The sequence below is a fragment of the Veillonella sp. AF36-20BH genome, assembly GCF_003602765.1.
GTDB lineage: Bacteria > Bacillota > Negativicutes > Veillonellales > Veillonellaceae > Veillonella > Veillonella hominis.
In genome coordinates this window covers 1-26,248 of sequence record NZ_QTLR01000012.1, presented here as the reverse complement: position 1 = coordinate 26,248, position 26,248 = coordinate 1, and the positions used below count along the sequence as shown (strand labels likewise).

General features: G+C 41.0%; 40 protein-coding genes. All 40 read left to right on the top strand.

The window, feature by feature from the left end; translation table 11 throughout:
* Nucleotides 1-232: 232 nt before the first annotated feature.
* Entirely contained in the window at nucleotides 233-544 is a 312-nt protein-coding gene (gene rpsJ, locus DW000_RS09590) for a 30S ribosomal protein S10 (protein WP_004695100.1), read from the top strand.
* A gap of 12 nt (nucleotides 545-556) precedes the next feature.
* On the top strand, nucleotides 557-1,198 hold the full coding sequence (rplC, locus tag DW000_RS09585) for a 50S ribosomal protein L3 (RefSeq protein ID WP_004695102.1): 642 nt from the start codon (nucleotides 557-559) through the stop codon (nucleotides 1,196-1,198).
* Nucleotides 1,199-1,224: 26 nt separating this feature from the next.
* On the top strand, nucleotides 1,225-1,848 hold the full coding sequence (gene rplD / locus DW000_RS09580; protein WP_004695105.1) for a 50S ribosomal protein L4: 624 nt from the start codon (nucleotides 1,225-1,227) through the stop codon (nucleotides 1,846-1,848).
* Nucleotides 1,848-2,132, top strand: a complete 285-nt coding sequence (gene rplW / locus DW000_RS09575) for a 50S ribosomal protein L23 (RefSeq protein ID WP_004695108.1) — start codon at nucleotides 1,848-1,850, stop codon at nucleotides 2,130-2,132. Before rplD ends, rplW begins: the two co-directional genes overlap by 1 nt.
* 26 nt (nucleotides 2,133-2,158) lie before the next feature.
* Nucleotides 2,159-2,989 carry a 50S ribosomal protein L2 gene (rplB, locus tag DW000_RS09570; protein WP_004695109.1) on the top strand — a complete coding sequence of 277 codons (831 nt, stop codon included), beginning with the start codon at nucleotides 2,159-2,161 and terminating at the stop codon, nucleotides 2,987-2,989.
* A gap of 23 nt (nucleotides 2,990-3,012) precedes the next feature.
* Nucleotides 3,013-3,294, top strand: coding sequence for a 30S ribosomal protein S19 (gene rpsS / locus DW000_RS09565; RefSeq protein ID WP_004695110.1), 282 nt, complete (start codon nucleotides 3,013-3,015; stop codon nucleotides 3,292-3,294).
* 13 nt (nucleotides 3,295-3,307) lie between these two features.
* A complete protein-coding gene (gene rplV / locus DW000_RS09560; protein ID WP_004695112.1) occupies nucleotides 3,308-3,643 on the top strand; it encodes a 50S ribosomal protein L22 in 336 nt (111 codons plus the stop codon).
* A gap of 16 nt (nucleotides 3,644-3,659) precedes the next feature.
* The gene (gene rpsC, locus DW000_RS09555; protein WP_004695113.1) at nucleotides 3,660-4,328 is read left to right on the top strand and encodes a 30S ribosomal protein S3; all 669 of its coding nucleotides are present in this window, start codon (nucleotides 3,660-3,662) and stop codon (nucleotides 4,326-4,328) included.
* The gene (gene rplP / locus DW000_RS09550; RefSeq protein ID WP_004695114.1) at nucleotides 4,328-4,765 is read left to right on the top strand and encodes a 50S ribosomal protein L16; all 438 of its coding nucleotides are present in this window, start codon (nucleotides 4,328-4,330) and stop codon (nucleotides 4,763-4,765) included. Before rpsC ends, rplP begins: the two co-directional genes overlap by 1 nt.
* Complete coding sequence (gene rpmC / locus DW000_RS09545) at nucleotides 4,755-4,958, top strand: 50S ribosomal protein L29 (protein WP_004695115.1); 204 nt, start codon at nucleotides 4,755-4,757, stop codon at nucleotides 4,956-4,958. The genes rplP and rpmC overlap by 11 nt, the downstream gene beginning before the upstream one ends.
* Before the next feature lie 39 nt (nucleotides 4,959-4,997).
* Nucleotides 4,998-5,258, top strand: coding sequence for a 30S ribosomal protein S17 (gene rpsQ / locus DW000_RS09540; RefSeq protein WP_004695116.1), 261 nt, complete (start codon nucleotides 4,998-5,000; stop codon nucleotides 5,256-5,258).
* A 24-nt stretch (nucleotides 5,259-5,282) separates the two neighbouring features.
* Nucleotides 5,283-5,651 (top strand): 50S ribosomal protein L14, encoded by a 369-nt coding sequence (rplN, locus tag DW000_RS09535; protein WP_004695117.1) that lies wholly within the window; start codon nucleotides 5,283-5,285, stop codon nucleotides 5,649-5,651.
* Nucleotides 5,652-5,669: 18 nt separating this feature from the next.
* Complete coding sequence (gene rplX, locus DW000_RS09530) at nucleotides 5,670-5,990, top strand: 50S ribosomal protein L24 (protein ID WP_004695118.1); 321 nt, start codon at nucleotides 5,670-5,672, stop codon at nucleotides 5,988-5,990.
* Nucleotides 5,991-6,013: 23 nt separating this feature from the next.
* Entirely contained in the window at nucleotides 6,014-6,553 is a 540-nt protein-coding gene (gene rplE / locus DW000_RS09525) for a 50S ribosomal protein L5 (RefSeq protein ID WP_004695119.1), read from the top strand.
* 16 nt (nucleotides 6,554-6,569) lie between these two features.
* A complete protein-coding gene (gene rpsN, locus DW000_RS09520; protein ID WP_004695122.1) occupies nucleotides 6,570-6,839 on the top strand; it encodes a 30S ribosomal protein S14 in 270 nt (89 codons plus the stop codon).
* A 27-nt stretch (nucleotides 6,840-6,866) separates the two neighbouring features.
* Nucleotides 6,867-7,253 carry a 30S ribosomal protein S8 gene (gene rpsH / locus DW000_RS09515; RefSeq protein ID WP_004695128.1) on the top strand — a complete coding sequence of 129 codons (387 nt, stop codon included), beginning with the start codon at nucleotides 6,867-6,869 and terminating at the stop codon, nucleotides 7,251-7,253.
* A gap of 24 nt (nucleotides 7,254-7,277) precedes the next feature.
* Nucleotides 7,278-7,823, top strand: coding sequence for a 50S ribosomal protein L6 (gene rplF / locus DW000_RS09510; RefSeq protein ID WP_004695131.1), 546 nt, complete (start codon nucleotides 7,278-7,280; stop codon nucleotides 7,821-7,823).
* Nucleotides 7,824-7,840: 17 nt separating this feature from the next.
* Complete coding sequence (gene rplR / locus DW000_RS09505) at nucleotides 7,841-8,221, top strand: 50S ribosomal protein L18 (RefSeq protein WP_005385510.1); 381 nt, start codon at nucleotides 7,841-7,843, stop codon at nucleotides 8,219-8,221.
* Between the two features lie 18 nt (nucleotides 8,222-8,239).
* Nucleotides 8,240-8,743, top strand: coding sequence for a 30S ribosomal protein S5 (gene rpsE / locus DW000_RS09500; protein ID WP_004695136.1), 504 nt, complete (start codon nucleotides 8,240-8,242; stop codon nucleotides 8,741-8,743).
* Between the two features lie 14 nt (nucleotides 8,744-8,757).
* Nucleotides 8,758-8,937 (top strand): 50S ribosomal protein L30, encoded by a 180-nt coding sequence (rpmD, locus tag DW000_RS09495; RefSeq protein ID WP_004695138.1) that lies wholly within the window; start codon nucleotides 8,758-8,760, stop codon nucleotides 8,935-8,937.
* Between the two features lie 22 nt (nucleotides 8,938-8,959).
* A complete protein-coding gene (gene rplO, locus DW000_RS09490) occupies nucleotides 8,960-9,406 on the top strand; it encodes a 50S ribosomal protein L15 (RefSeq protein WP_004695141.1) in 447 nt (148 codons plus the stop codon).
* A gap of 1 nt (nucleotide 9,407) precedes the next feature.
* Nucleotides 9,408-10,670, top strand: a complete 1,263-nt coding sequence (gene secY, locus DW000_RS09485; RefSeq protein WP_012864761.1) for a preprotein translocase subunit SecY — start codon at nucleotides 9,408-9,410, stop codon at nucleotides 10,668-10,670.
* Between the two features lie 12 nt (nucleotides 10,671-10,682).
* Nucleotides 10,683-11,246, top strand: coding sequence for an adenylate kinase (locus DW000_RS09480; protein ID WP_004695145.1), 564 nt, complete (start codon nucleotides 10,683-10,685; stop codon nucleotides 11,244-11,246).
* A gap of 3 nt (nucleotides 11,247-11,249) precedes the next feature.
* Nucleotides 11,250-12,020 (top strand): type I methionyl aminopeptidase, encoded by a 771-nt coding sequence (gene map, locus DW000_RS09475; protein WP_120056232.1) that lies wholly within the window; start codon nucleotides 11,250-11,252, stop codon nucleotides 12,018-12,020.
* Between the two features lie 22 nt (nucleotides 12,021-12,042).
* On the top strand, nucleotides 12,043-12,261 hold the full coding sequence (infA, locus tag DW000_RS09470; RefSeq protein WP_004695147.1) for a translation initiation factor IF-1: 219 nt from the start codon (nucleotides 12,043-12,045) through the stop codon (nucleotides 12,259-12,261).
* Between the two features lie 26 nt (nucleotides 12,262-12,287).
* Entirely contained in the window at nucleotides 12,288-12,401 is a 114-nt protein-coding gene (rpmJ, locus tag DW000_RS09465; protein ID WP_004695148.1) for a 50S ribosomal protein L36, read from the top strand.
* Nucleotides 12,402-12,424: 23 nt separating this feature from the next.
* Nucleotides 12,425-12,793 (top strand): 30S ribosomal protein S13, encoded by a 369-nt coding sequence (rpsM, locus tag DW000_RS09460; RefSeq protein WP_004695149.1) that lies wholly within the window; start codon nucleotides 12,425-12,427, stop codon nucleotides 12,791-12,793.
* 19 nt (nucleotides 12,794-12,812) lie between these two features.
* Nucleotides 12,813-13,202, top strand: coding sequence for a 30S ribosomal protein S11 (gene rpsK / locus DW000_RS09455; RefSeq protein ID WP_004695151.1), 390 nt, complete (start codon nucleotides 12,813-12,815; stop codon nucleotides 13,200-13,202).
* Between the two features lie 70 nt (nucleotides 13,203-13,272).
* The gene (locus DW000_RS09450) at nucleotides 13,273-14,277 is read left to right on the top strand and encodes a DNA-directed RNA polymerase subunit alpha (protein WP_004695153.1); all 1,005 of its coding nucleotides are present in this window, start codon (nucleotides 13,273-13,275) and stop codon (nucleotides 14,275-14,277) included.
* 12 nt (nucleotides 14,278-14,289) lie between these two features.
* The gene (rplQ, locus tag DW000_RS09445; protein WP_004695155.1) at nucleotides 14,290-14,625 is read left to right on the top strand and encodes a 50S ribosomal protein L17; all 336 of its coding nucleotides are present in this window, start codon (nucleotides 14,290-14,292) and stop codon (nucleotides 14,623-14,625) included.
* Nucleotides 14,626-14,909: 284 nt separating this feature from the next.
* Nucleotides 14,910-15,818: an energy-coupling factor transporter ATPase gene (locus tag DW000_RS09440; protein ID WP_120056229.1), complete on the top strand. Its 909-nt coding sequence runs from the start codon at nucleotides 14,910-14,912 to the stop codon at nucleotides 15,816-15,818.
* Nucleotides 15,818-16,678 carry an energy-coupling factor transporter ATPase gene (locus DW000_RS09435; RefSeq protein WP_120056227.1) on the top strand — a complete coding sequence of 287 codons (861 nt, stop codon included), beginning with the start codon at nucleotides 15,818-15,820 and terminating at the stop codon, nucleotides 16,676-16,678. Before DW000_RS09440 ends, DW000_RS09435 begins: the two co-directional genes overlap by 1 nt.
* Nucleotides 16,668-17,471, top strand: a complete 804-nt coding sequence (locus tag DW000_RS09430; protein WP_120056225.1) for an energy-coupling factor transporter transmembrane component T — start codon at nucleotides 16,668-16,670, stop codon at nucleotides 17,469-17,471. The genes DW000_RS09435 and DW000_RS09430 overlap by 11 nt, the downstream gene beginning before the upstream one ends.
* Nucleotides 17,468-18,253 (top strand): tRNA pseudouridine(38-40) synthase TruA, encoded by a 786-nt coding sequence (gene truA / locus DW000_RS09425; RefSeq protein WP_120056223.1) that lies wholly within the window; start codon nucleotides 17,468-17,470, stop codon nucleotides 18,251-18,253. Before DW000_RS09430 ends, truA begins: the two co-directional genes overlap by 4 nt.
* Before the next feature lie 297 nt (nucleotides 18,254-18,550).
* On the top strand, nucleotides 18,551-20,302 hold the full coding sequence (locus DW000_RS09420; protein WP_120056221.1) for a 2-oxoacid:acceptor oxidoreductase subunit alpha: 1,752 nt from the start codon (nucleotides 18,551-18,553) through the stop codon (nucleotides 20,300-20,302).
* Nucleotide 20,303: 1 nt separating this feature from the next.
* On the top strand, nucleotides 20,304-21,176 hold the full coding sequence (locus DW000_RS09415; protein ID WP_120056219.1) for a 2-oxoacid:ferredoxin oxidoreductase subunit beta: 873 nt from the start codon (nucleotides 20,304-20,306) through the stop codon (nucleotides 21,174-21,176).
* Nucleotides 21,177-21,380: 204 nt separating this feature from the next.
* Nucleotides 21,381-22,727 carry an MATE family efflux transporter gene (locus DW000_RS09410; RefSeq protein WP_120056217.1) on the top strand — a complete coding sequence of 449 codons (1,347 nt, stop codon included), beginning with the start codon at nucleotides 21,381-21,383 and terminating at the stop codon, nucleotides 22,725-22,727.
* Between the two features lie 107 nt (nucleotides 22,728-22,834).
* Nucleotides 22,835-23,722 carry a prephenate dehydrogenase/arogenate dehydrogenase family protein gene (locus DW000_RS09405; protein WP_120056215.1) on the top strand — a complete coding sequence of 296 codons (888 nt, stop codon included), beginning with the start codon at nucleotides 22,835-22,837 and terminating at the stop codon, nucleotides 23,720-23,722.
* A gap of 123 nt (nucleotides 23,723-23,845) precedes the next feature.
* Complete coding sequence (cobT, locus tag DW000_RS09400) at nucleotides 23,846-24,883, top strand: nicotinate-nucleotide--dimethylbenzimidazole phosphoribosyltransferase (protein WP_012864755.1); 1,038 nt, start codon at nucleotides 23,846-23,848, stop codon at nucleotides 24,881-24,883.
* On the top strand, nucleotides 24,880-25,998 hold the full coding sequence (locus tag DW000_RS09395) for a nicotinate-nucleotide--dimethylbenzimidazole phosphoribosyltransferase (protein WP_120056213.1): 1,119 nt from the start codon (nucleotides 24,880-24,882) through the stop codon (nucleotides 25,996-25,998). Before cobT ends, DW000_RS09395 begins: the two co-directional genes overlap by 4 nt.
* The last annotated feature ends 250 nt before the right edge of the window (nucleotides 25,999-26,248 follow it).

Sequence of the window (26,248 nt, the reverse complement as noted above, 5' to 3'; positions counted from 1 at the left end):
CGAAGGTGGCCATACAGTAGGCGCTGGCGTAGTAACAGAAATCGAAGGTTAATTTAACCTTTTATGCTCATCGTAGAATGCGTTGAGCACAATACATGCAGCACTCAGAGCGGCAGATAATGCCGCTCTCGTGTTGTGTTTTTAAACTATGAAGTAGAAGGTTGCCTCTGCGGAGGAGAATTTCTATGGAGCAGCCCATTCACGAAATGGACGACAGGAGGAATTATTAATAATGGCTAAACAGCAAAAAATCCGTATTCGCCTTAAGGCATACGACCACAAAGCTCTCGATCAAAGCGCTGCTAAGATCGTAGACACTGCAAAAAGAAATGGCGCTATGGTATCTGGTCCGATTCCATTGCCAACAGAAAAGAATATCTTCACAATTCTTCGTTCTGTACACGTAAACAAAGATTCTCGTGAACAATTCGAAATGCGTACACATAAACGCTTAATCGATATTCTTGAACCAAATTCGAAAACAGTAGATGCTATCACTCGTTTAGATTTACCAGCTGGTGTATCTATTGAAATAAAACTATAAGGAGGTGCGATAATGTCTAAAGCTATTTTGGGTAAAAAATTAGGAATGACACAAGTCTTCACAGCTGAAGGCCAATTAGTTCCTGTAACAGTAGTGGAAACTACCCCAAGCGTTGTAGTGCGCGTAAAGACTGTAGAAACAGACGGCTACGAAGCAGTACAAATTGGTTACGGTTCCATTAAAGAAAAACATTTAACAAAACCTGTAAAAGGTCAGTTCGACAAAGCTGGCGTAGCTCCAGTGAAATATCTTCGCGAAGTTCGCGTAGCTAATGCAGCTGACTACACAGTAGGCCAAACTCTGGCAGCTGATATCTTCGCAGAAGGTGAATTGGTGGACGTAGTGGGTACAGGTAAAGGTAAGGGTTTTGCTGGCACAATTAAACGCCATAACTTCTCCCGTGGTCCTGAAACTCATGGCTCCAAATCTCACCGTGAACCTGGTTCCATCGGTCCTATGATCTCCGGTGGCGGCGGTAAGGTATACAAAGGTAAAAAACTCCCTGGACAAATGGGTGGTTACAGAGTTACCGTACAACGCTTATCCGTTGTGAAAGTTGATGCTGAACGTAACCTTTTATTGGTTAAAGGTGGTATCCCAGGCGCTAAAGGTAGCTTGGTTATGGTTCGCAACACGGTTAAACCTGTTAAATAATCATTTGTCGAAAGGAGGATTATGTAATGCCTACAGTAGCAACATATAATCAATCCGGCGTTAAAGTCGGTGAAATACAGTTAAACGATGCAGTATTCGGCGTTGAAGTTAACGAAGCCGTAATGCATCAAGCCGTAGTTCGTCAATTGTCTAACGAACGTCTCGGCACACATGCAACAAAAACTAGAGGTATGGTTCGTGGCGGTGGCCGCAAACCTTGGAAACAAAAAGGTACTGGCCGTGCTCGTGCAGGCTCCAGCCGCTCCCCAATCTGGATCGGTGGCGGTACTACATTTGGCCCACAACCTCGCAGCTATTACAAAGCTATGCCTCGTAAGGCTAGACGTTTAGCAGTTAAATCTGCTCTTAGCGATAAAGTGAATAATAGCGAATTATACGTTTTGGAAGAAATCACATTAGCAGCTCCTAAAACAAAAGAAGTGTTGAACATTATTAACAGCTTCAACGTTGGTGATGCAAAAGTATTGTTCATCACTGAAGGTGATGTAAATGTTGAACGTTCCGCTCGTAACATCCAAGGTGTTAAAGCTTTGGCTTGCGAAGGTATGAACATTTTCGATCTTCTTCATTACGATAAGCTCTTCATTACTAAAGGCGCTGTCGCAAAAATCGAGGAGGTGCTCGGATAATGCAATTACATGATGTACTAATCCGCCCGGTTATTACCGAAAAATCCACTATGCTTATGGAAGAAGGCAAATACACTTTCCGTGTGCCTTTGACTGCAAATAAAGTGCAAATCCGTCAAGCAGTTGAAAAAATCTTCAATGTAAAAGTAGAAAAAGTAGCTACTATTCGTGTTTTAGGTAAGACTAAACGCATGGGTCGTACACAAGGTAAACGTAGCGATTACAAAAAAGCTATCGTAACCTTAAAAGCTGGCGAATCCATTGAATTCTTTGAAGGTGTCTAAGAGTCTAGTTGTAAGGAGGCCCACTAATGGCAATTAAATCATTTAAACCGTACTCCGCTGGTCGCCGGTTTATGACAGTATCCGCCTTCGACGAAATCACAGCAAGCAAACCAGAAAAATCCTTGCTCGCTAAGATTTCTCAAAAAGGTGGTCGTAACAATACTGGTAAAATGACAGTTCGTCACCAAGGTGGCGGTCACAAACGTCAATACCGTATTATTGACTTCAAACGTACTAAAGATAATATTCCAGCTAAAGTAGCAACAATCGAGTATGATCCTAACCGTTCTTCTCGCATCGCTTTGCTTAACTACGCTGATGGTGAAAAACGCTATATTTTAGCTCCTAACGGTCTAAAAGTTGGTGACGTTGTATTCTCCGGTCCTGAGTCCGATATTAAACCTGGTAACTGCTTACCATTGGCTAATATTCCAGACGGTACACAAATCCACAATATCGAATTGAAAATCGGTAAAGGTGGTCAAATCGTTCGTTCCGCTGGTACATCTGCTCAATTGATGGGTAAAGATAATGGCTACGCTATACTTCGTTTACCATCTGGTGAAATGCGTCGTGTTCGTCAAGAGTGCCGTGCAACAATTGGTGTTGTTGGTAACGCTGACCACAGCAACCTTGTAATCGGTAAAGCTGGTCGTCATCGTTGGATGGGTGTTCGCCCTGGCAACCGTGGTGTTGTAATGAACCCTTGTGACCATCCACATGGTGGTGGTGAAGGTAAATCTCCTGTTGGTCGTAAACATCCTGTTACACCTTGGGGCAAACCAGCACATGGTGTTAAAACTCGCGACAAGAAAAAAGCTTCTAACAGCTTAATCATTAAACGTCGTACAAAATAGGATAAAGGAAAGGAGATAAAATAGTGTCCAGATCTATTAAAAAAGGCCCTTTCGTAGCAGATCATTTGCTTAAGAAAGTTGAAGCTTTAAACGAAACTAACGAAAAGAAAGTTGTAAAAACCTGGTCCCGTGCCTCTACTATTATCCCAAGTTTTGTAGGCCACACAATTGCTGTGCATGATGGTCGCAAACATGTACCTGTATTCATTACAGAAGATATGGTAGGTCATAAATTAGGTGAGTTCGCTCCTACACGTACTTATAGAGGTCATGGTAAGGACGAAAAATCTACAGGCAAAAAATAGGAGGAAATAATACATGGAAGCAAAAGCAATCGCTAGACATATCCGAATCGCGCCTCGTAAAATCCGTATCGTTGCAGATTTAGTGCGCGGTAAAAACATCGGCGAAGCATTTGCCATCTTGAAGTTCACTCCGAAAGTTGGCGCTGATGTAGTAGAAAAAGTTATGCGTTCTGCAATCGCAAACGCTGAACATAATTTCGATATGAATGTTGACAATCTTTACGTATCCGAGATCTTCGTTGATCAAGGCCCTACATTAAAACGCATTCATCCTCGTTCCCGTGGTCAAGCTTTCAAAATTTTGAAACGTACTAGCCACGTAACAGTAGTAGTTAAAGAAAGAGCTTAAGAAGGAGGGAAACAGAGTGGGTCAAAAAGTTAATCCACACGGTTTGCGTGTCGGTATCGTAAAAGATTGGGACGCAAAATGGTATGCAGATAAAGATTTCGCTGCTAATCTTCATGAAGACGTAAAAATTCGTAACTTCTTGAAAGAAACCCTTTTCATTGCTGGTATTTCCCGCATTGAAATCGAGCGTACAAATAAACGTATTAAATTGACTATCCACACTGCGAAACCAGGTATGGTTATCGGTCGTGGTGGTGCTGGTATCGAAGATATCAAAAAAGCAATGACTCGTTTCACTGATAAACAAGTGGATGTTAACATTGCAGAAATTAAACAAGCAGATATGGATGCAACATTAGTTGCTGAAAACATTGCGGGCCAATTGGAACGTCGTATCGGCTTCCGCCGTGCAATGAAACAAGCTGTAGGTCGTACAATGCGCTTAGGTGCAAAAGGTATCAAAATAATGGTAAGCGGTCGTCTTGGCGGTGCTGAAATCGCTCGTAGCGAATCCTACCGTGAAGGTTCTATTCCTTTGCATACACTTCGTGCAGACATTGACTACGGTACTGCTGAAGCTCATACAACATATGGTTGTATCGGCATTAAAGTATGGATTTACAAAGGTGAGGTTTTGCCAGAAGCAAAACAAGCACCTGCTAAGAAGGAAGAAGGTGGCAAGTAATGCTTATTCCAAAGCGCGTAAAACATCGTAAGCAATTCCGCGGCCGTATGAAAGGTCGTGCTATGCGCGGTAATACAGTGTCTCATGGTGAGTTCGGCTTGGTAGCATGCGAACCATCTTGGATCACTAACCGTCAAATCGAAGCTGCCCGTATTGCTATGACTCGTTATATCAAACGTGGTGGTAAAGTATGGATTAAAATTTTCCCTGACAAACCAATCACAGCTAAACCAGCTGGTACTCGTATGGGTTCCGGTAAAGGTTCTCCTGAATACTGGGTAGCAGTGGTTAAACCAGGTCGTGTAATGTTTGAAATGGACGGTGTGCCAGAAGCTACAGCTCGTGAAGCTATGCGTCTTGCAAGCCATAAACTTCCAATCAAATGCAAATTTGTTGTTAAGGGTAAAGAATTGGGTGGTGACGTAAATGAAGGTTAATGACATTCGCAATATGAGCGCTGCCGAAATGGAACAAAAAGTTTCCGGTCTTAAGGAAGAGTTATTTAACCTCCGTTTTCAGCTTGCAACAGGTCAATTAGAGAATCCTATGCGCATTCGTGAAGTTAAGAAGACAATCGCTCGTATTAAAACTGTACAACGTGAAGTTGAACTTAAATCTGAAAACGCATAATAACAGATTTGTTAAAGTTTGAAAAGGAGGCTTAAAATCGTGGCAGAAGAAAGAAACGTACGTAAAGTCCGCGTAGGTAAAGTTGTTAGCGACAAAATGGACAAAACTGTTGTTGTTGCTGTTGAACGTAAAGTACCTCACGCATTATATAACAAGCCAATGGTTAGCACAAAACGCTTCAAAGCTCATGATGAAAATAATGAGTGTCAAATTGGCGATACAGTTAAAATTGTAGAAACTCGTCCACTTTCTAAAGATAAATGTTGGAGAGTTGTTGAAATTCTTGAAAGACAAAAATAAGAGTGATGTAAGGAGGAATAGACGATGATCCAGCAACAAACAATTTTGAATGTTGCCGACAACACTGGTGCTAAACGTATTATGTGCATCCAAGTCATGGGCGGTTCTTATCGCAAATTCGGCAATATCGGTGACGTAATCGTTGCTTCTGTAAAAGATGCATCACCCGGTGGCGTTGTCAAGAAAGGCGACGTAGTTAAAGCTGTTATTGTTCGTTCTAAAAAAGGTATCCGCCGTCAAGACGGTTCCTATATTCGTTTCGATGAAAACGCAGCAGTAGTTATTAAAGATGACAAGACCCCTCGTGGTACTCGTATCTTTGGACCTGTAGCTAGAGAACTTCGTGAAAAAGACTTCATGAAAATCGTTTCTTTGGCTCCAGAAGTATTATAAGAAGGAGGAACGCAGCATATGGCTAAGCTACAAATCAAAAAAGGCGATACAGTTGTTGTTATCTCCGGTAAAGATAAAGGTAAGCAAGGTACAGTTATTGCAACTGAACCTAAAAAAGAACGCGTATTTGTTGAAGGCGTTAACACTGTAAAACGTCACACAAAACCTTCCCAAGCTAACCCACAAGGCGGCATCGTTACTAAAGAAGCTGGCATTCATGTTTCTAACGTAATGGTTGTCGACCCAGAAACTAAAACAGCTACTCGTATCAAAAAGGTAGAAGGCAAGGACGGTAAATTCGTTCGCGCTACTGTTAAATCCGGTACAGTACTTAAATAATCAGGAAAGGAGGAGCTACATAAATGTCTCGTTTGTTTGAACAATACAACTCTGAAATCAAAAAGAGTATGCAAGAAAAATTCCAATACGGCAATGTAATGGAAATTCCTAAATTGGAAAAAATCGTTATCAACATCGGCGTAGGTGATGCAGTAGGCAATGCAAAAGCATTGGAAGCAGCAGTTAATGATTTGACTATCATTGCTGGTCAAAAACCTGTCATCACAAAAGCTAAAAAATCCATTGCGAACTTCAAAGTTCGTGAAGGCATGGCGTTGGGTACAAAAGTTACTCTTCGTGGCGAACGCATGTATGAATTCCTTGATAGATTGATCAATGCGGCATTACCTCGTGTACGTGACTTCCGCGGTATCAGCGCTACTGCATTCGATGGCCGTGGTAACTACGCTTTGGGTCTTAAAGAACAGCTCATCTTCCCTGAAATCGAATATGATCAGGTAGAACGTGTTACTGGTATGGACATCATTATCGTAACAAGTGCTAAGACAGATGAAGAAGCTCGTGAATTGTTGACTCAATTCGGTATGCCTTTTGAAAAATAATAGGAGGAACATATAGATGGCTAAAAAATCTATGATTGAACGCGAAAAGAAACGCGCTAAAATCGTTGAAAAATATGCAGCTAAACGTGAAGCGTTAAAAGCAGCAGGTGATTATGAAGGCTTATCCAAATTACCAGCAAATGCATCCCCAACACGCTTGCACAACCGTTGCAACTTAACTGGTCGTCCTCACGGCTATATGCGTAAATTCGGTATCAGCCGTATTGCGTTCCGTGAATTGGCGTACAAAGGACAAATTCCTGGTGTTAAAAAAGCCAGCTGGTAATATTAGACGAGAGGAGGTTTTTAGATTATGGTAATGACCGATCCTATCGCGGATATGCTTACGCGCATCCGTAATGCAAACGCTGCACTTCATGAAACGGTAAACATTCCTGCATCTAGAATGAAAGCAGCCGTTCTTGACATCCTTTTACAAGAAGGCTTTGTAAAGAACGTTGAAAAAGAAGAAAACACTTTAAAAGTAACTTTGAAATATGGTTCCAATAACGAGAAAGTTATTACAGGAATTAAACGTATTTCCAAACCAGGTTTACGTGTTTACGCGAAAAAGGAAGAACTTCCTCGTGTACTTGGTGGTTTGGGTATCGCAGTTATTTCTACGTCCAAAGGCGTTATGAGCGACAAACAAGCTCGTAAAGAAGGTCTTGGTGGCGAAGTAATCGCATACGTTTGGTAATAGTAGCAATAGGAGGTAGAAATAATGTCACGTATCGGTAGAATGCCTATCGAGATCCCTGCAGGCGTTACTGTTACATATGATAACCATCATATGAACGTAAAAGGCCCTAAAGGTGAATTATCTCGCGATTTGCATCCAGATATGAATATCACTGTAGAAGGTAACACAATCACAGTAACTCGTCCTTCCGACGATAAAAACCATCGTTCCCTTCACGGTTTGACTCGCGCTCTTGTTGCTAATATGGTAACAGGCGTATCTGAAGGATTTACAAAAACTCTTGAAATCAACGGTGTTGGTTACAGAGCGGCTAAACAAGGCAATAAATTAGCTCTTACACTTGGCTTCTCTCATCCAGTAGAAATGGAAGCTCCAGCTGGTATTACAATCGATGTTCCAGCTCCTAACAAAATCGTTGTGTCTGGTGCAGACAAAGAAGTTGTAGGTGCAGTAGCAGCTGATATCCGTAAATGGAGAAAACCTGAACCTTACAAAGGTAAAGGTATCCGCTATGAAGGCGAAGTTGTTCGTCGCAAAGCTGGTAAAGCTGGTGCAAAAGGTAAATAGTAATATCATCTATATGAATGAAAGGAGTGAATATCTTGCCTCGTAAATCTAGTAGAAATATCGCTCGAGCAAAACGTCATCTTCGTATCCGTCGCCACATCTCTGGTACGGCAACTTGCCCACGTTTGAACGTTTACCGTTCTTTGAGCAACATTTACGCACAAGTAATCGATGACGTAGCAGGTACAACTTTGGTTGCTGCTAGCTCTTTAGATAAAGATTTGAACTTATCCTATGGTGGTAACGTAGCTGCTGCTAAAGCTGTTGGTGAAGCAGTTGCTAAAAAAGCTATCGCTAAAGGCATTGACACTGTAGTGTTTGACCGTGGTGGTTACATTTACCACGGCCGCGTAGCAGCCCTTGCAGAAGGTGCTCGTGAAGCAGGCTTAAAATTCTAAGAAGGAGGAACTATAGACATGGCGAGAATTGACTACACCAGTCTTGATCTTAAAGAAAGAGTAGTATTCATCAACCGCGTAGCCAAAGTAGTTAAAGGCGGTCGTCGTTTTTCCTTCAGCGCTCTTGTAGTTGTTGGTGATGGCAACGGTTATGTAGGCGTTGGCTTAGGTAAAGCAGCGGAAGTACCAGAAGCAATTCGCAAAGGTATCGATGATGCTAAGAAAAATATTGTAAACGTAGCTATTAAAAATGGTACAATCCCTCACAGCGTAACAGGCGTATTCGGTGCAGGCCGCGTATTCTTGAAACCAGCTGCTGAAGGTACTGGCGTTATCGCTGGTGGCCCTGTTCGTGCCGTATTGGAATTAGTAGGTGTTCGTAACATCTTGACTAAATCTTTGGGCTCTTCTAACCCTAACAATATGGTTCGCGCTACAATCGAAGGTTTGAAAGATTTGAAACGCGCTAGCGAAGTTGCTGAGCTTCGTGGTAAAACCGTTGAAGAAATCTATAACGCGTAATAAGGAGACAAGAAATGGCACAAGTTAAAGTAACATTAACAAGAAGCTTAATCGGTCGTCCTGAAGATCAACGCGCGACAGTTAAAGCTTTGGGCTTGAAAAAAACTAATTCTCAAGTCGTAAAAGAAGTAACACCTCAAATCGAAGGTATGCTTCATAAAGTTAGACATTTAGTAAAAGTTGAAGAAGTTTAATACTGATAAGGAGGTGCACTGAATGAAACTTCATGAATTACAACCAGCAGCTGGTTCTAAAAAAACTCGTACTCGTGTAGGCCGTGGTTTAGGTTCTGGCTTGGGTAAAACATCTGGTCGTGGTCAAAAAGGTCAAAACTCCCGTTCTGGCGGTGGCGTTCGCTCCGGTTTTGAAGGCGGCCAAATGCCTCTTTATCGTCGTTTACCAAAACGTGGTTTCAACAACAGCGTTTTTGCTAAACAATATGCTGAAGTTAACGTAGCACAATTAAATCGCTTTGAAGATGGTGCAACAGTTGATCCAGTAGCTCTTATTGAAGCTGGCATTTTGAAAAATGTACGCGATGGTATTCGTATTTTAGGTAACGGTACATTGGAAACTAAAAACTTGACTGTTATCGCTAATGGCTTCACTAAAGCTGCTGAAGAAAAAATCACAGCAGCAGGCGGAAAAGTTGAGGTGATCTAGGGTGCTAGATAGCCTCTCGAACATCTTTAAGATTACTGAGTTACGTAACAAGATCTTGTACACATTGATGATGTTTGCTGTGTTTAGAGCTGGCATTCACATCCCAGTACCAGGTGTAGATGCATCTGTTATTGAATCCTTGTTTACATCCGGTAACCTATTTGGTCTATTAGACTTGTTTGCTGGTGGTGCGCTAAGTAAGTTCTCTATCTTTGCGATGAGTATTACCCCTTACATTAATGCTTCCATCATCATGCAACTGCTTCAGTCTGTAGTTCCTCAGTTTGAAGCATGGAGTAAAGATGGTGAAGACGGGCGTAAGAAAATAGCGAAGGTAACTCGTTATGGCACCGTAGTCCTTGGCTTTGTACAAGCCGCTGGTATGGCATTTGCTCTTAGAGCAAATAACGCTTTGGTAAATAATGATTTCCTTAGCGTATTTGTTGTGGCCATCATCCTCACAGCAGGCACATGTTTATTGATGTGGATTGGTGAGCAAATCACAGCATATGGTATAGGTAATGGTATTTCCTTGATCATCTTTGCTGGTATCGTAGCTCGATTGCCAGATGGTCTCGAAACTATTTATCAATATATCCAAAACGGAACCATTAACATGTTCCAAGCATTCTTATTTGCTGTAATTGCACTTGCGATGATCGCTGTCGTAGTGGCAGTTACACAAGGCCAACGTCGCATTCCTATCCAATACGCAAAACGCGTAGTAGGGCGTAAAATGTACGGTGGTCACTCTACATTCTTGCCGTTGAAAGTCAATCAGGCAGGTGTAATCCCAATTATCTTTGCGTCATCTGTGTTGATGTTCCCTGTAACAATTGCACAATTTATTGACAATGAATTTGTTCATAAAGTTGCTGATTTATTTACATGGGGGACGCCGTTACAAACGGCATTGTATGCGATATTGATCTTTATCTTTACGTATTTCTATACTGCAATCTCTATCAACATTACAGATATGGCAGATAATATGAAAAAATACGGTGGTTTTATCCCAGGTATTCGTGCGGGTAAACCAACTGCTGATTATGTGGATAACGTGATGACCAAGATCACTTTGGCTGGCGCTGTATTCTTAGCTGTCGTTGCTATTATACCGAATTTCCTCGGTAGTATAACCGGCGTCCAAGGCGTATACTTTGGTGGTACGGCTCTTCTCATCGTTGTAGGTGTAGCACTTGATACAATGCAACAAATTGAGTCGCTCATGGTAACACGCCACTATAAAGGCTTTGTGAAATAGGAGGGAAACAATATGTATATTCTATTAATGGGACCTCCTGGTGCTGGTAAAGGCACTCAGGCAGCTCGACTTATTGAAAAATACGGTATTCCCCAAATTTCAACAGGTGATATGTTCCGCGCTGCGATTAAGAACGAAACACCTCTTGGAGTTGAGGCTAAGAAATACATCGATGCTGGTCAATTGGTACCAGACAGTGTAACTGTTGGTATCGTACGTGATCGCTTGGTGAAAGATGACTGCAAATCTGGATTTATTCTTGATGGATTCCCAAGAACTACAGCACAAGCTGTGTCCTTGGATGCAATCCTTAAAGAATTAGGAATTTCTTTGGACGCTGTACTTAACTTAAATGTTCCTTCCGAGGAATTGGTTAAACGTATTAGCGAACGAGCTGTTCTAGAAAATCGTGCTGATGATAACCCTGAAACAGTACAGAAACGTCTAGCTGTGTACGAAGAATCTACTAAACCATTAATTGATTACTATCGCAATAGCGGATTGTATCAAGAAATCAATGGTTTACAAGATGTAGACGCAGTATTTGCTGACATCATTAAGGCGTTGGAGAAATAATCTATGATTATTTTAAAATCGCCCCATGAGATTGAATGTATCCGCAAGGCAAGTAAGCTTACAGCAGACACGTTGTCCTTGTTAGTAAAAAAGGCTAAACCTGGCATCACGACGCTTGAGTTAGATACAATTGCCGAAGAATATATTCGCAGCCACGGTGGTATACCAAGTTGTAAAGGGTACTATGGATTCCCCGCTACAATCTGTGCTTCTATTAACGAAGAAGTCGTTCATGGTATTCCGAGCGCTAAGCGTAAGCTTAAAAACGGCGATGTCCTCAGTATTGATCTAGTATCATCTATTGATGGATATCACGGCGATTCGGCTGTGACGATTCCTATTGGTCCCGTCAAACCCGATGTGATGAAATTGTTAAAAGTTACAGAGGAAAGTCTGTTCAAGGGAATTGAACAAGTGAAAGTCGGTAACCGTATTGGTGCTATCGGTCACGCTGTTCAAACGTATTGTGAGAAACATGGTTACGGTGTCGTACGCGACTTCGTAGGTCATGGTTTAGGCCGCGAAATGCATGAAGATCCGCAAATACCAAACTATGGTAGTCCTGAACAAGGACCTCTTATGAAACCAGGTATGGTATTGTGTATTGAACCGATGATAACTCTAGGGACACATCGTGTTCGTGTATTAGGGGATGACTGGACAGCAGTTACAGTAGATGGTAAACCTGCTGCTCATTTCGAACATACAGTGGTTGTTACAGAAAACGGCCCTGAAATATTAACTATGCGGGAAGAACCGCGGTTAATTAAATAAACAGGTAACCGGAGGAAAAGATATGTCAAAAGAAGACGTTATTGAGGTGGAAGGTACGGTCGTTGAGGCATTACCGAATGCCATGTTCCAAGTTGAATTGGAAAATGGTCATATCGTATTGGCTCATGTGTCAGGCAAAATGCGTATGAATTTTATCCGTATTCTTCCTGGTGATAAAGTTACTATGGAACTGACACCGTATGACTTAAATCGTGGTCGCATCACCTATCGCTTTAAATAAGCATAGGGTCCACAAAGGAGGTACTAATGAAGGTTCAACCATCAGTTAAAAAGATATGCGAAAAATGTAAAATCATTAAACGCAAAGGCCGTGTAATGGTTATTTGCGAAAATCCAAAACATAAACAAAAACAAGGATAATCTGATAGGAGGTGGATGATTAGATGGCACGTATCGCCGGTGTAGATTTACCTCGTGATAAACGAGTGGAAATTGGTTTAACTTATATTTATGGTATTGGTCCAACTTTAGCATCTGAAATTATTGCTAAAACTGGCATCAATCCTGACACACGCGTTCGCGATCTTTCTGAAGATGAAGTAGCGAAAATCCGTGAATTGTTAGATGCTGATTACAAAGTAGAAGGTGACCTTCGTCGTGAAGAAGCTCTTAACATTAAACGCTTAATTGAAATCAACTCCTATCGAGGCAAACGTCATCGTATGGGTTTACCACTTCGTGGTCAACGTACTAAAACGAATGCACGTACTCGCAAAGGTCCTAGAAAAGCAATTGCTGGTAAAAAGAAATAAGATAAAGGAGGGATAAAGCGTGGCTAAAAAAGTTGTTAGAACTAAAAGAAAAGAAAAGAAACATATTGAATCCGGTGCGGCTCATATTCGTTCTACATTCAATAACACTATCGTAACTTTGACAGATACAAACGGTAATGCGTTGTCTTGGGCTTCCGCTGGTGGCTTGGGCTTCCGTGGTTCTCGTAAATCCACCCCATTTGCTGCTCAAATGGCTGCTGAACAAGCTGCTAAAGCTGCAATGGAACATGGTCTTCGCACTGTTGAAGTATTCGTAAAAGGTCCTGGATCCGGCCGTGAAGCTGCAATCCGTGCTTTACAAGCTGCAGGTCTTGAAGTTACTTCCATTAAAGACGTAACTCCAATTCCTCACAATGGTTGTCGCCCTCCAAAACGCCGTCGTGTATAATTTATAGTGACCGATATGATACGGTGCTATAATTAACTATGAACGTGTGTTATATAGGAGGATGTTCCTGATGAGCGAAGAAAAGAAACTTAAAATCGAGAAAGTGGACATCGCCGATGGCGGTCGTTATGGTAAGTTCGTATGTGAACCATTAGATCGTGGTTATGGGATCACTCTCGGTAATAGCTTACGCAGAATTTTGCTTTCATCCTTGGATGGGGCAGCTATCACCTCTATCAAAATTGATGGAGTTCTTCATGAATTCTCTACTATTCCTGGTATTCGCGAAGACGTTACGGATATCATCCTTAACTTAAAGCAATTGTGCATCAAAGTTGAAGAAGAAGCACAATTACCTTTGGAAGTTCATTTTGACTTCCAAAAGGATGGAATATTGACAGCTGCTGATTTGGCTGAACAATTCCCACCAGAGGTAGAAGTATTGAATCCTGAACTCGTGATTGCGACAATGGATGAGACAGCTCATCTCGTAATGGACGTAGTAATCGAACGAGGTAAAGGCTATGTTCCTTCAACGAAGAATAAAAAAGATACTGATGTTATTGGTTGTATTCCAATCGATTCCATCTTCTCTCCAATTCTTCGTGCTAAATACGAAGTGAGTGATGTTCGTGTAGGCAATGAAATGGACTTCGACAAACTTACATTAGAAGTTTGGACTGATGGCTCCATTACTGCTGCTGATGCAGTGGCAAAATCTGCTGCCATTATGATTGGTTATTTAGGGAACTTCACTAAATTAGCGCATTCTGCAGATGTAGTAGATGTAAACACTGGTGAAGGCGGTATCGTTATAGATCCAGTAGGTTCCGATAATGAAGAACCAGCTGTAGATGACGGCCCAGCAAAGATTTCCATCGACGAGTTGGAACTCTCTGTTCGTGCGTATAACTGCTTGAAACGTGCTGGCATTAATACAATTGCAGACTTGCTAGACAAAACCATTGATGACTTAGGAAAAGTTCGCAACTTAGGTAAAAAATCTATCGATGAAATTGAGGAAAAACTCAATAATCATCCAGGTGGTTTTCAACTTAAACAAAAAGGCGAATAAGGAGGAAGACGAATGTACAGAAAATTAGGCCGCGACAGCTCCGCTCGTAAAGCGTTGTTCCGTAGCATGTTAACATCTTTCTTCCAATATGAGCGTATTGAAACAACTGAAGCTAAAGCGAAAGAACTTCGTTCTTTAGCTGATCAAATGGTAACTTTGGCTAAACGTGGTGATCTTCATGCACGTCGCCAAGTTCTTGCATACCTCATGGATGAAAGTGTAGTAAAAAAATTGTTTGATACAATTGCTCCAAAATATGCAGACCGTCAAGGTGGTTACACTCGTGTAATCAAAACTGGTCTTCGCAAAGGTGACGCTGCACCTTTGGCTATTATCGAGTTAGTTTAATCAAACTCATACGGTGTTGTAACTTATGTTGCAGCACCGTTTTTTTATTGTCAATTTTATGGTACAATCGACTAGTATAATATCGTAATATGTTAGCAGTTATCGTAAAAAATGAATATGTATTGTCAACCTTTTGCATAATATCTAAGACATTATTAAATTCAAGTTCTATTAAATAGGATAAATTAAAATATGGGGATTATGCACCACATGAGTATGATAGATGATGCAAATGGTTCTACTTTCATAGAAACGAAATTGACTAGAAAGATATGAGGTTATCCATGAATGAACAAGACATTATGATTGAGGTCAATCATATGAGTCATATTTATACTGATGAAAACGGCAATGATGTACGTGCCTTGGATGATGTGAATCTATCCATTAAGCGTGGTGAATTTGTTTGTATCATTGGAACTAATGGCAGTGGTAAAAGTACGCTTGCCAAGCATTTTAATGTGTTATTACAACCCAGTGAAGGTCATATCAATGTATGTGGCTTTGATACGCGGGATGAAGCGCATATTTGGAATATTCGCCAACATGTAGGAATGGTATTCCAAAATCCTGATAACCAAATCGTAGCGGCCGTTGTAGAGGAGGACGTTGCCTTTGGTCCAGAAAACTTAGGTATTCCTAGTGTAGAAATTAGACAACGTGTCAATGCAGCGTTAGCTGCTGTTAATATGACTGAATATAGAGAACATGGTCCCCATTTATTATCGGGCGGACAAAAACAACGTATTGCTATCGCAGGTGTATTAGCGATGAAGCCTGATTGCATCGTTCTTGATGAACCAACAGCGATGCTCGATCCAAAAGGTCGCCGCGAAGTGCTTGAAACAGTTCACAAACTCAATAAGGAAGAGGGCATTACGATTGTATATATTACGCACTTCATGGAGGAAGCTGTTACGGCAGACCGAGTTGTGGTTATGAAAAATGGTGTGAAATTACATGATGGTACGCCTCGTGAAATTTTTAGCCATGTAGATACCTTAAAAGGGCTGGGCCTCGATGTACCGGTAGCCTCTGAGATTGCTTTCAAATTGAATGCTAAAGGTTATGAAGTGGGTAAGAGTATCATTAATAATGAAGAGTTAGCAAAGGGCCTTAAAGGCTCAAAGTTAGGTAAACAATTATCCGCTATACACTCAACAGATGCTTCAAGAGGGGAGGCAACCCACTAATGGCAATCGTACTAGATAATATTACATATACCTACGGCGTGGGCACCCCTTTTGAAAAGACTGCACTTCGGGGTGTATCTCTTACCATTGAAAATGGGGAGTTTCTAGGGGTTATCGGTCATACTGGTTCCGGTAAATCCACCTTTGTACAACATCTAAATGGGCTATTACATCCTACAACTGGTACAGTTACCGTCAATGGTGTAGATATTAGCGCTTCTACAGAGGAAGCAAAAAAAATGCGTCATAAGGTGGGGATGGTATTCCAGTATCCAGAACATCAATTGTTTGAAGAAACCATCGCTCAAGATATCGCCTTTGGTCCTAAAAATTTAGGGCTTAGTGCTGATGACGTAGACGAGCGTGTGCGAGATGCGATGAAGTTCGTAGGGCTCGATTATGACACATATGCAGAACGTTCTCCATTCCATTTATCTGGTGGTCAAATGCGTCGCGTGGCTATTGCCGGCGTAGTAGCTATGGATCCAGATTTTCTCGTGCTCGATGAACCATCTGCTGGTCTTGATCCATTTGGACGGGAAGAAATCTTTGAAGAAATCATTCGACTTCATAAAGAAAAGGGTATCACTGTAATTCTTGTATCTCACAATATGGAAGATATTTCTCGCATGGCTTCTCGTCTTGTAGTACTCGATAAAGGGCGTATCGTTCTCGATGGTGAACCGATGGACATCTTTAATAATCATCGTGATGAATTACAGGCTGTCGGTGTAGATGTACCGCCAGTGTCTGTTACCATGGAATATTTGCGCGAACAAGGTCTTGATGTGTCTAATCGCGTACTATCTGTAGATGATGCGGTACAAGCAATTCTCGAAGGAGGTAACCATGTTAAATAATATTACTATTGGTCAATACTTCCCAGGAAACTCTTTCTTGCATCGCATGGATCCACGTGCAAAGATTATTGCTACTACCATATTCGTTGTAGCCATATTCTTGGCGAATTCTCCATTGGCATATGGCGTTGTAGGTGGGTTCACCATCTTTGCAATGTTGTTATCACGTTTGCCGTTACGTCTGATGTGGTCTGCTATTAAACCGCTTTGGATTATCATCGTATTTACTATGGGGATTCATATTTTTACGACACCAGGCAATCCAATTTTTCAATGGGGGATTATTAATATTACCGACCATGGCGTGGCAATGGGCCTTCAAATGGCGGCACGCTTAATCTTCTTAATCTTGTTTTCTTCTTTGTTGACCTATACTACATCACCAATTCGCTTAACTGATGGCATCGAGCACTTGCTCAATCCGTTTCGTCGCATAGGTGTTCCTGCTCATGAGCTGGCTATGATGATGACTATTGCGCTGCGGTTCATTCCTACCTTATTGGACGAGACGGATCGTATTATGAAAGCTCAATCTGCTCGTGGGGCAGACTTTGTGACAGGCTCTATCATTCAACGTGCAAAAAATATGGTGCCACTTTTAGTGCCATTATTTATTAGTGCGTTTCGACGGGCCGATGAATTAGCTATCGCTATGGAAGCACGTTGTTATAGAGGTGGCGTCAATCGTACACGTATGAAAGAATTACAAGTTACCTATGTCGATTATATTGGTGTTGGCGCTGTTATTTTGGTAACTATTGTACTTATCGCATTGTGGTGGTTAGGTCTATGAGAAACATACGGATTATAGTGGCTTATGATGGTACAGATTTAGCAGGTTATCAAAAGCAACCTAATGATAAGGGGTTAACGGTACAAGGTTGTTTGGAATATGGTTTATCACGTATTTGTAATGAACCGATCCAAATTTATGGTGCTTCTCGTACGGATGCGGGTGTGCATGCTAAATTTCAAGTTTGTACATTTCAAACGTCGGGGACTATACCAGTAGAAAATATTCCTCGTGCTATGATAGCTCATATTCCTAAGGATATAGTCGTTCTAGAAGCGGTAGAAATTCCGCTAGATTGGAAGCCACGATGGAATATATACGGTAAAGAGTATGTATATACGATTCATAATCAGCTCATTGCAGATCCTTTGACGCAGCGATATCATTGGCATGTGAAAAAGCCCTTAGATATTGATCGGATGCAGGCTGCAGGTAATGAACTATTAGGTACGCATGACTTTACAACCTTAAAGGGAACGAATTCAACCCCTGCTGATCCTGTAAAAACAATCCTGGGAATCCATGTTGAGGCAAAGGGGGCTCACGTAACGATTTCTGTGATTGGTGATGGTTTTTTATATCATATGGTCCGCAATATTGCAGGCTTACTTGTAGATATAGGTCTTGGTCGTCGCAAGGTTGAGGATATTAAAGGATATTTAGCCGCTAAAGACCGGCGTGCTATAGGGAAAACTGCACCCGCTCAAGGCTTATGTTTAGAAGAAATATTCTTCACTGAGGAGCGACAACAAGAGGTGTTACGAAATAAATATTTTAGATGATTCGAGAATAAATATTCTATATAATTTTATATAGACTCTTTTTTTGCCGTCTGAATATAAAACGATAAGCATAAATACTAAAAGGATACTACTTAAAAAGTGGTATCCTTTTTCTCTTATAATTTTTAGTTATAATACCTTAATATATACCTATTATTATGTGAAATGATACATTGTAAACCTAAAATATACATGATACAATGACGATATAAGACAGGTTCGTACTATACATACATTAAAATAGTAAGGTAGACTCTTGTCAGCAGTGTAATTTTTATCCTAAGGAGGGTGAATCTCTTGCAAAAACGTAAAGATTTTATCTGGAAAATGGGCGGCCAACAAGGTGAAGGTATCGAGAGTTGCGGCGAAATCATGGCCACAATCCTTGCTAAAGAAGGCTACTCTTTGTATAGCCAACGTTTATTTGCATCTCGCATCAAAGGTGGTCATACTACATTCGCATTGCGCGTAGCATTGGAACAAATTATGTCCATTGGTGAAGGGGTAGACTTCTTACTTTCCCTTGATCAAGAAACCGTTGATATGCACGGTTCCGAAGTACGCGATGGTGGATATATCATCTGTGATAGCAAAGTTAATCCAGACTTTTCTAAATTTGAAGGTACAAAGATTAATTGTTTATCTTTGCCTATCTCTGAAACAGCAATGAAACAAGGCTCCTTGTTGATGCGTAATATCGTAGCACTTGGAATGTCCGTAGCGCTTCTTGGTTTTGATACTAAGATGTTTAAAGATGCTATTACTGAGAAATTTGCAAAGAAATCCCAAGAGATTATAGATAAAAACTTGGCTGCTTTCGATGATGGTCATAGCCTTGTAATGGAAAAGTTAGGCGATGTTGAGATCGATACATTGCCAGCGCCTGGTAAGAAAGATCAAATGTTTTTATTAGGTAACGAAGCATGTGCTCTTGGTGCTATTGCTGCGGGCTCCCGTTTCATGGCATCATATCCTATTACGCCCGCATCCGAAGTTATGGAATACATGATTAAAACTATGGATAAGTTGGGCTCAACTGTTGTTCAAACAGAAGACGAAATCGCAGCATGTATGACAGCTATGGGTGGTGTATACGCAGGTGTTCGTGGCTTTACATGTACTTCTGGTCCAGGCCTTTCCTTGATGGCAGAATCCTTGTCTATGGCTTCCATGGCTGAATTGCCAATGGTTGTTATTGACGTTCAACGTTCTGGCCCATCCACTGGTATGGCTACAAAAGTTGAACAATCCGATATTGATGCAGCTTGCTACAATGCACATGGTGACTACTCTGGTATCGTAATTTCTCCAACATCTATTGAAGAATGTTTCTATGAAATTCAAAAAGCTTTCAACTTGGCAGAAATGTACCAATGTCCAGTTATCTTTATGCCTGACTTACAACAAGGTTTGAATAAACAATCCGTTCCTTCTTTCGATTTGAACCGCGTACCTATTAATCGAGGTAAAATGATGAAAGAAGCTGAGCTTCCTGAATTGGTACAACCTAACTATTTCAAACGCTTTGAATTGACTGAAGATGGCATTTCTCCTCGTACAATTCCAGGTATGAAAAATGGTCTATTCCTTTCCACAGGTTTAGAGCATAATGAAGAAGGTAAACCAGCAGAAGCGCCTACAATGCACGTAGCGCAAACTGATAAACGTTTCCGTAAATTGGAAACTGTAGCTGACAATTATGAACCATTCTTGAACAATGCTAAATACGATGAAGCGGATGTACTCGTTGTAGGTATGGCTTCTAGTCGTGGTGCTATCGAAGAAGCTGTTGCTGAATTCGATCAAGAAGGTGTTAAAGTTAACCATTTACAATTGCGCTTGATTAAACCATTCCCAGCAAAGCAATTACAACCGTTCTTTGATGTGGCGAAAAAAGTAGTTATTGTAGAACACAATAAAACTGGTCAATTGGCTAATTTATTTAAAATCAACATGCATAAGAAACATAAGATTTCTAGCTGCTTGAAATACGATGGTAATCCATTCACAAAAAGTTATGTGAAAAATGCGATTAAGGAGGTCCTATAATATGACAACAGCTAAAGATTACAGAAATGATATTCGTCCTAACTGGTGTCCAGGCTGTGGCCATTATGGGGTTCAAGCGGCGATTACTGACGCTGTAGTAGCGAAAAATATTCCACCAGAAAAATTAGCCGTAATTTCCGGTATTGGTTGTTCTAGCCGTATCGGTGGCTATTTCTACGCTTATGGTGCGCATACAACTCATGGCCGTGCGCTTCCTTATGCGCAAGGCGTTAAGCTTGCTAACCAAAACCTAGAAGTTATTGCATTCTCTGGTGATGGCGATGCGTTTGCTATCGGTATGGGTCACACCATTCATGCTTTCAAACGTAATGTAAACATGACATACGTAGTAATGGATAACCATGTATATGGTTTGACTAAAGGTCAAGCATCCCCTCGTTCTGACATCGGTTTTGTTACAAAAACAACTCCTCATGGTGCGTTTGAGTCTCCATTGTCCGTTTGTGAAACTGCGATTGCAGCAGGTGCTACATTTGTAGCGCAAAGCTATATGGTGAATCGTAAAGAGCTCGTTGATTTGATTCAACAAGCTATGGATCATGAGGGCTTCTCCTTCATCAATGTATTTAGCCCATGTGTTACATACAACAAACGCAATAGCTATGATTGGTTTAAAGAACATTTAGTAGCATTGCCTGAAGGTTATGACCCAACAGATCGTGCAACAGCGCTTAAAACTTTGGGTGATACTGATGGTTTGGTTACAGGCCTTATCTATCAAAATACATCTAAACCTTCCTTTGAAAAAGCAATGGCTGCAGCAAATGGCGGACCACATCCTCGTCCATTGACTGAAGATGTTGTAAAACCTGACCAAGCATTATTTGATAGTCTTTGCAATCAATTTAAATAATATTGGTATCGTACCCATTAGGTAGGATGCTGATTAAAGAAACGTGTCACCTTCGGGTGGCACGTTTTTGTATGTACTATTTTATGAAAAACTATTTAGTATATTGCTTTCTGCGATTTGTCCCATGTGGTTATATAACGTGATATAATAAGGACATTGTATGATATTCATTGCAATTGTATCGTATTCATTGCAGAGGTTTTTATGAAAGCATACGAAAAGGGGATTAGTCTATCTATCTGGACTTTGAGTTGGCCTATATTTATTGAAGTGTTCCTACAGATGCTAGTAGGTAATATAGACCAATTGATGATGAGTCACTACTCGCCTCAAGCGGTAGCAGCGGTAGCTAATGCCAATCAAATTTTAAATATCTTTATTATGCTCATCATCGTCATGAGTACAGCTACGACGATTTTGATTGCCCAATATTTAGGAGCGAGGAACCAATCCAAGCTATCAGAGGTATGTACGGTCAGCTTAATGATGAATTTTCTCTTTTCATCTATAGCGGCAGTATTCTTTATTACTTGCCATGAATGGATCTTTACATGGCTAGGTATACCACCAGAAACGATGAGTGATACGTCGATATATACTACTATCGTTGCTGCAGGGCTACCGATACAAGCGATGTATTATGCGTTAGTAGCCGTATTTAGAGGTCACTCATTAACACGTGTTACCATGTACATTGCCCTTGTAATGAATATCATTCATATTCTAACAAACTATGTATTAATCTTTGGACATGGTCCAATACCAAGCCTTGGTGTATTAGGTGTTTCTATTTCAACATGGCTATCTAAAGTGGTAGGGCTCGTGATTATTGGATATACTTTTAAGAAATTATTAACCTTAGAGGTAAACTTTAAATTCTTAAAACCATTTCCGTGGCATACGGTTAAATCTTTATTGCATATCAGTGTTCCTTCTGGTGGAGAAACATTGAGCTATCAATTATCTCAAACTACGATCATGAAAATGGTCAATATTTTGGGACTCGCAGTAATCAACACAAAGGTGTATGTATCTGTTATCGCCATGCTTTGTTATGTATACACCATAGCGCTATCCAATGCTTCACAAGTTATCGTAGGTTTCCTAATGGGCGCTAAACGCCAAGAGGAGGTTACTAGTCGTGTATGGAAGTCCATGTATTTAGCGATTGCTATTAACGTAGGTCTTGCTACATTCTTCTATGTGACTAGTGATTTTGTTGTATCTGTGTTTACTTCGGATCCGGAAATCCTAGAGTTAGCACATAATGTATTACTGGTTGAGATCTTTCTTGAGTTAGGACGTGCAGTAAATATCGTTATGGTTGGTTGTTTGCAGGCTGCCGGTGATATTCGTACGCCTATGCTAGTGGGAATCTTTGGCATGTGGTTATGCGCCGTGCCATTATCGTATCTATTTGGTATTTACTGGGGTTGGGGCCTTGTTGGTATATGGATTGCCATGGCCGCTGATGAAATCTTGCGAGGTTTATTGTTTATATATCGTTGGTATAGCGGTAAATGGAGAAACAAGCATCTTATCGAAGCTTAATTTCATTCTCCCTAATTTTGATTTACAATTAACTAAATAATAATGTAATATAACTAGCATTATATTGGAGAATAGACATTGCTAGTTTTACTTGAAAGTAGGTTTATATGAGTAAGACAGTGGGCATTATTGGCTTAGGCCTATTAGGTGGATCCTTGGCAAAGGCCTTAAAGGAATATACAGCTTATGAGGTAGTAGGCTATGCACGTCGTCAAGAGGTCTGTGATGCGGCCATTCAAGATGGTGTGGTAAAAGCTGCGTGGACTGAAGTTGAGCCATTGATTAAGAACTCAGATATCGTTGTGTTCTCCTTGCCACCTGATACAAATGCACGACTTTTTACTGAAACGGCTCATCTATTTAGACCGGGACAAGTCGTAACCGATGTATCTAGTGCGAAGGAAAATTTTGTACGAGCCGTTTATGAATCGATTCCTAAGGGGACCGTTTTCGTATCTGTCCATCCTATGGCAGGATCCGAAAAGGGTGGGTATGAAGTATCTCATAAAAACCTATTCAAAGGTATGGGCTGGATTGTGTTAGAAGATAAGGCATCTGATGTATATAGTGAAGAAGTAGCTCAAGAATTAGCTGACATGGGTCGTGCCTTAGGGTCTCGTATCGAGTTTGTCGATATTTATGCTCACGATGCATATCTGGCTATGGTTAGTCATATGCCTCACTTATTGGCCTCTATTTTAACACAAGTTTCGGGAGGCGATGAATTGGGCGAATTACGCATGAAGTTGTCTGCTGGCGGTTTCCGTGATTGCACCCGTGTTGCAGGTGGATTACCATCGATGTGGCGTGAAATTATTTATGGGAATCGTCGTAATGTCATTGAAGGGCTCACACAGGTTGAAGCAGAAATTCAACGTGTAAAAAAGATACTTTTACAAGAGGATGACGGTCAAGAATTAGAAATCTATCTTGAACGAAGTCGCGAGATTCGAGGAAAGTTACCGTATTTAACTGGTCAAATCAAGGATAATTAAAATGGCGTGGTTTTGTATCCTATAAGAGTGTAAATGTAACTGAAAAAACATGACATATATCTAGAATCGTGTATACTATATATCGATATGAGTATGTAAATATATTATGTTAAGGGAGCTTTTATGAGTTTGTTACAAGAAACTTGTGGCGCTATTACAGGTCGCAGCTTAAAGATTGAACAACATATATTTAATAGCTGGAATGCAGAATCGCCGGTGGAACTATATGGTCGTCTTGTAGATGTTGTGGCTCAATATGGGGCGGCTACGAATCAAGAGCAGGTAACCGTGCCAAAACCATGTATGATTATTGCTTCTGCGGATCATGGCGTAGCTGATATGGGTGTCAGTGCGTATCCTAAGGAAACAACTGTTGGGATGACACAAAATTATCTAATCCCTAAAGGGGCGGGTGCTAACTCCCTAGCTAATTATTGTGGGGCCCAAATGGAAGTTATCGACATGGGGATCGATGCGGATATGAGTTGGGTTCCAGGCCTTCGAAGTCATAAACTGGGGATGGGTACAAAAAACTTTGTAGAAGAGCCCGCCATGACGCGCGAACAAGCCGTGGAGGGCATCGAAACAGGGATTCGTCTAGTAAAAGAAAAAATCGATGAAGGCTTTAACGTATTTTTGGTAGGTGAAATGGGCATATCAAATACGACAGCTAGTGCCCTTATGACGGCTAAGTTTGCAGGACTTACAGCGGAAGAGGCGACGGGACGAGGAACGAATATTTCCGATGAACGACTCAAACTAAAACAGCGGATCGTTCATGATGTGCTAGAAAAATATAAGGATATTAGTAAGGATGATGCTCTTGGTATTTTATCGTCTGTAGGCGGTTTTGAATTTGCTTGTATTGTGGGTGTTATCTTAGGCGCTGCAGCAAATCATGGGTTAGTTATTATCGATGGATTTAATACATCGGCTTGTGCATTGGTGGCTAAAACATTGGCTCCAAAAGCGATGGATTATGTGATGGCTTCACATTTATCTGCTGAAAAAGCGGCCAAATCTTCCTTAGAAAATTTAGGCCTTGAAGCCTATGTAGATTTAGGCCTTTGTTTAGGTGAGGCTTCTGGTGGATCCATACAAATGGGGATGCTAGATCTTGCGGTGCATATGTATATGGCCATTACAGGAGGTAATAAATGAGAACTTTCAAAGTTGAGCCGTTAGATACACAAGCAATGGAAACATGTCGATTCCGTATTGATAATTTGACAAAGCCTATCTATAGCCTGGCTACGTTAGAAACTATAGCGGAGCATTTTGCAGGAATTTTAGGAGACCCTAAACCAAATCATTTGCGTCAAGGTGTGCTCGTTGTGGCAGCTGATCACTTGGTAGATGGACCGCAAAATGATCAACATGGTAGTGAAAGTTATGCTGCTATAAAACGCTTTAATGAGGGAAGAACAGCTACACAAGGGGCTGCAGCTAAATTAAATGCTACGGTACATGTGGTGAATGTAGGTCTAGAACAAGACACTTCTGATTTAACAAATATTGAGCAACAGGTGATTCGGAATGGGTCCCATTTCTTTGGCGTAGAACCTGCTATTTCTCGCGATGAATTAGACCGTGCTATTGAGCTTGGGTTTACTTATGCAGATAAGTTATATAGAGATGGATTACAAGTGGTGGCTATTGGCAATATAGGGGAGAGGGCCTTTCTGGACTCTCTTGTAACGACGGCGTCAATCACAGGTTGTGTCTATGAGGATATTCTCGTTCATAATGAATATGGCCCTACGATAGAGCAACGCGCTGCTCATATTCATTCTTTTGTAGATCGATTTAATATTGCTGTGGATGATTGGTCTACTATTAGTGAAAGTGAGCGCCGTGATGCAGTATTGCACTTGCTTCACATAGCGGGTGGTTTAGATATTGCATTTTTAACGGCCTTTATCTTAGGAGCTGCTAGCTATCGCATGGCTGTAGTCTTTGATAATATAGTAACTGGTGCAGCTATTTTAGCGGCGGTTACCATTGAACCGCTAGTTAAGGACTATGTGTTCCCGTCAGCTGCCTATGATGAGCCTATACATGATGAACCTATACATAAGGAACAATGTCGCTTCTTAGGGGTAAAGCCTTATTTAGACTATAAACTGCTAATTGATGAAGCCTTAGGTTCTACCATGGGCCTATCTGTTATCAATGCATCTATGCATATGCTAAATGACATGAAAACCTTCGTTGAAGCGGAGGTGAGTGTAGCCGAAGATGGGGCTGGTAAAGGTAGACAAAAGAATAAAGAATAACCCGTTTTAAAGGAGGATTGTACCATCGCCCTTTTTCTTATGTGGGCGATGGTCTTTAAACCAATATTTACTAGCATTTTATGGAAAAACCATTGACACTATATGTGTAAATTGATATTATTATATGGCAGTCAGGACGGACTTAATTCATCCTTGACGACAGATTGATAATTATGTTATAGTAATTATCGGTTCTGTATGCGGGAATAGCTCAGCGGTAGAGCACCGCCTTGCCAAGGCGGGGGTCGCG

What these genes read in the sequence shown, in the direction of transcription:
- rpsJ (WP_004695100.1), top strand. Translation starts at nt 233, where the DNA reads ATGGCTAAACAGCAAAAAATCCGTATTCGCCTTAAGGCATACGACCAC.
- rplC (WP_004695102.1), top strand. Translation starts at nt 557, where the DNA reads ATGTCTAAAGCTATTTTGGGTAAAAAATTAGGAATGACACAAGTCTTC.
- rplD (WP_004695105.1), top strand. Translation starts at nt 1,225, where the DNA reads ATGCCTACAGTAGCAACATATAATCAATCCGGCGTTAAAGTCGGTGAA.
- rplW (WP_004695108.1), top strand. Translation starts at nt 1,848, where the DNA reads ATGCAATTACATGATGTACTAATCCGCCCGGTTATTACCGAAAAATCC.
- rplB (WP_004695109.1), top strand. Translation starts at nt 2,159, where the DNA reads ATGGCAATTAAATCATTTAAACCGTACTCCGCTGGTCGCCGGTTTATG.
- rplV (WP_004695112.1), top strand. Translation starts at nt 3,308, where the DNA reads ATGGAAGCAAAAGCAATCGCTAGACATATCCGAATCGCGCCTCGTAAA.
- rplP (WP_004695114.1), top strand. Translation starts at nt 4,328, where the DNA reads ATGCTTATTCCAAAGCGCGTAAAACATCGTAAGCAATTCCGCGGCCGT.
- rpmC (WP_004695115.1), top strand. Translation starts at nt 4,755, where the DNA reads ATGAAGGTTAATGACATTCGCAATATGAGCGCTGCCGAAATGGAACAA.
- rplN (WP_004695117.1), top strand. Translation starts at nt 5,283, where the DNA reads ATGATCCAGCAACAAACAATTTTGAATGTTGCCGACAACACTGGTGCT.
- rplX (WP_004695118.1), top strand. Translation starts at nt 5,670, where the DNA reads ATGGCTAAGCTACAAATCAAAAAAGGCGATACAGTTGTTGTTATCTCC.
- rplE (WP_004695119.1), top strand. Translation starts at nt 6,014, where the DNA reads ATGTCTCGTTTGTTTGAACAATACAACTCTGAAATCAAAAAGAGTATG.
- rpsN (WP_004695122.1), top strand. Translation starts at nt 6,570, where the DNA reads ATGGCTAAAAAATCTATGATTGAACGCGAAAAGAAACGCGCTAAAATC.
- rpsH (WP_004695128.1), top strand. Translation starts at nt 6,867, where the DNA reads ATGGTAATGACCGATCCTATCGCGGATATGCTTACGCGCATCCGTAAT.
- rplF (WP_004695131.1), top strand. Translation starts at nt 7,278, where the DNA reads ATGTCACGTATCGGTAGAATGCCTATCGAGATCCCTGCAGGCGTTACT.
- rplR (WP_005385510.1), top strand. Translation starts at nt 7,841, where the DNA reads ATGAAAGGAGTGAATATCTTGCCTCGTAAATCTAGTAGAAATATCGCT.
- rpsE (WP_004695136.1), top strand. Translation starts at nt 8,240, where the DNA reads ATGGCGAGAATTGACTACACCAGTCTTGATCTTAAAGAAAGAGTAGTA.
- rpmD (WP_004695138.1), top strand. Translation starts at nt 8,758, where the DNA reads ATGGCACAAGTTAAAGTAACATTAACAAGAAGCTTAATCGGTCGTCCT.
- rplO (WP_004695141.1), top strand. Translation starts at nt 8,960, where the DNA reads ATGAAACTTCATGAATTACAACCAGCAGCTGGTTCTAAAAAAACTCGT.
- DW000_RS09480 (WP_004695145.1), top strand. Translation starts at nt 10,683, where the DNA reads ATGTATATTCTATTAATGGGACCTCCTGGTGCTGGTAAAGGCACTCAG.
- map (WP_120056232.1), top strand. Translation starts at nt 11,250, where the DNA reads ATGATTATTTTAAAATCGCCCCATGAGATTGAATGTATCCGCAAGGCA.
- infA (WP_004695147.1), top strand. Translation starts at nt 12,043, where the DNA reads ATGTCAAAAGAAGACGTTATTGAGGTGGAAGGTACGGTCGTTGAGGCA.
- rpmJ (WP_004695148.1), top strand. Translation starts at nt 12,288, where the DNA reads ATGAAGGTTCAACCATCAGTTAAAAAGATATGCGAAAAATGTAAAATC.
- rpsM (WP_004695149.1), top strand. Translation starts at nt 12,425, where the DNA reads ATGGCACGTATCGCCGGTGTAGATTTACCTCGTGATAAACGAGTGGAA.
- DW000_RS09450 (WP_004695153.1), top strand. Translation starts at nt 13,273, where the DNA reads ATGAGCGAAGAAAAGAAACTTAAAATCGAGAAAGTGGACATCGCCGAT.
- rplQ (WP_004695155.1), top strand. Translation starts at nt 14,290, where the DNA reads ATGTACAGAAAATTAGGCCGCGACAGCTCCGCTCGTAAAGCGTTGTTC.
- DW000_RS09440 (WP_120056229.1), top strand. Translation starts at nt 14,910, where the DNA reads ATGAATGAACAAGACATTATGATTGAGGTCAATCATATGAGTCATATT.
- DW000_RS09435 (WP_120056227.1), top strand. Translation starts at nt 15,818, where the DNA reads ATGGCAATCGTACTAGATAATATTACATATACCTACGGCGTGGGCACC.
- DW000_RS09430 (WP_120056225.1), top strand. Translation starts at nt 16,668, where the DNA reads ATGTTAAATAATATTACTATTGGTCAATACTTCCCAGGAAACTCTTTC.
- truA (WP_120056223.1), top strand. Translation starts at nt 17,468, where the DNA reads ATGAGAAACATACGGATTATAGTGGCTTATGATGGTACAGATTTAGCA.
- DW000_RS09415 (WP_120056219.1), top strand. Translation starts at nt 20,304, where the DNA reads ATGACAACAGCTAAAGATTACAGAAATGATATTCGTCCTAACTGGTGT.
- DW000_RS09410 (WP_120056217.1), top strand. Translation starts at nt 21,381, where the DNA reads ATGAAAGCATACGAAAAGGGGATTAGTCTATCTATCTGGACTTTGAGT.
- DW000_RS09405 (WP_120056215.1), top strand. Translation starts at nt 22,835, where the DNA reads ATGAGTAAGACAGTGGGCATTATTGGCTTAGGCCTATTAGGTGGATCC.
- cobT (WP_012864755.1), top strand. Translation starts at nt 23,846, where the DNA reads ATGAGTTTGTTACAAGAAACTTGTGGCGCTATTACAGGTCGCAGCTTA.
- DW000_RS09395 (WP_120056213.1), top strand. Translation starts at nt 24,880, where the DNA reads ATGAGAACTTTCAAAGTTGAGCCGTTAGATACACAAGCAATGGAAACA.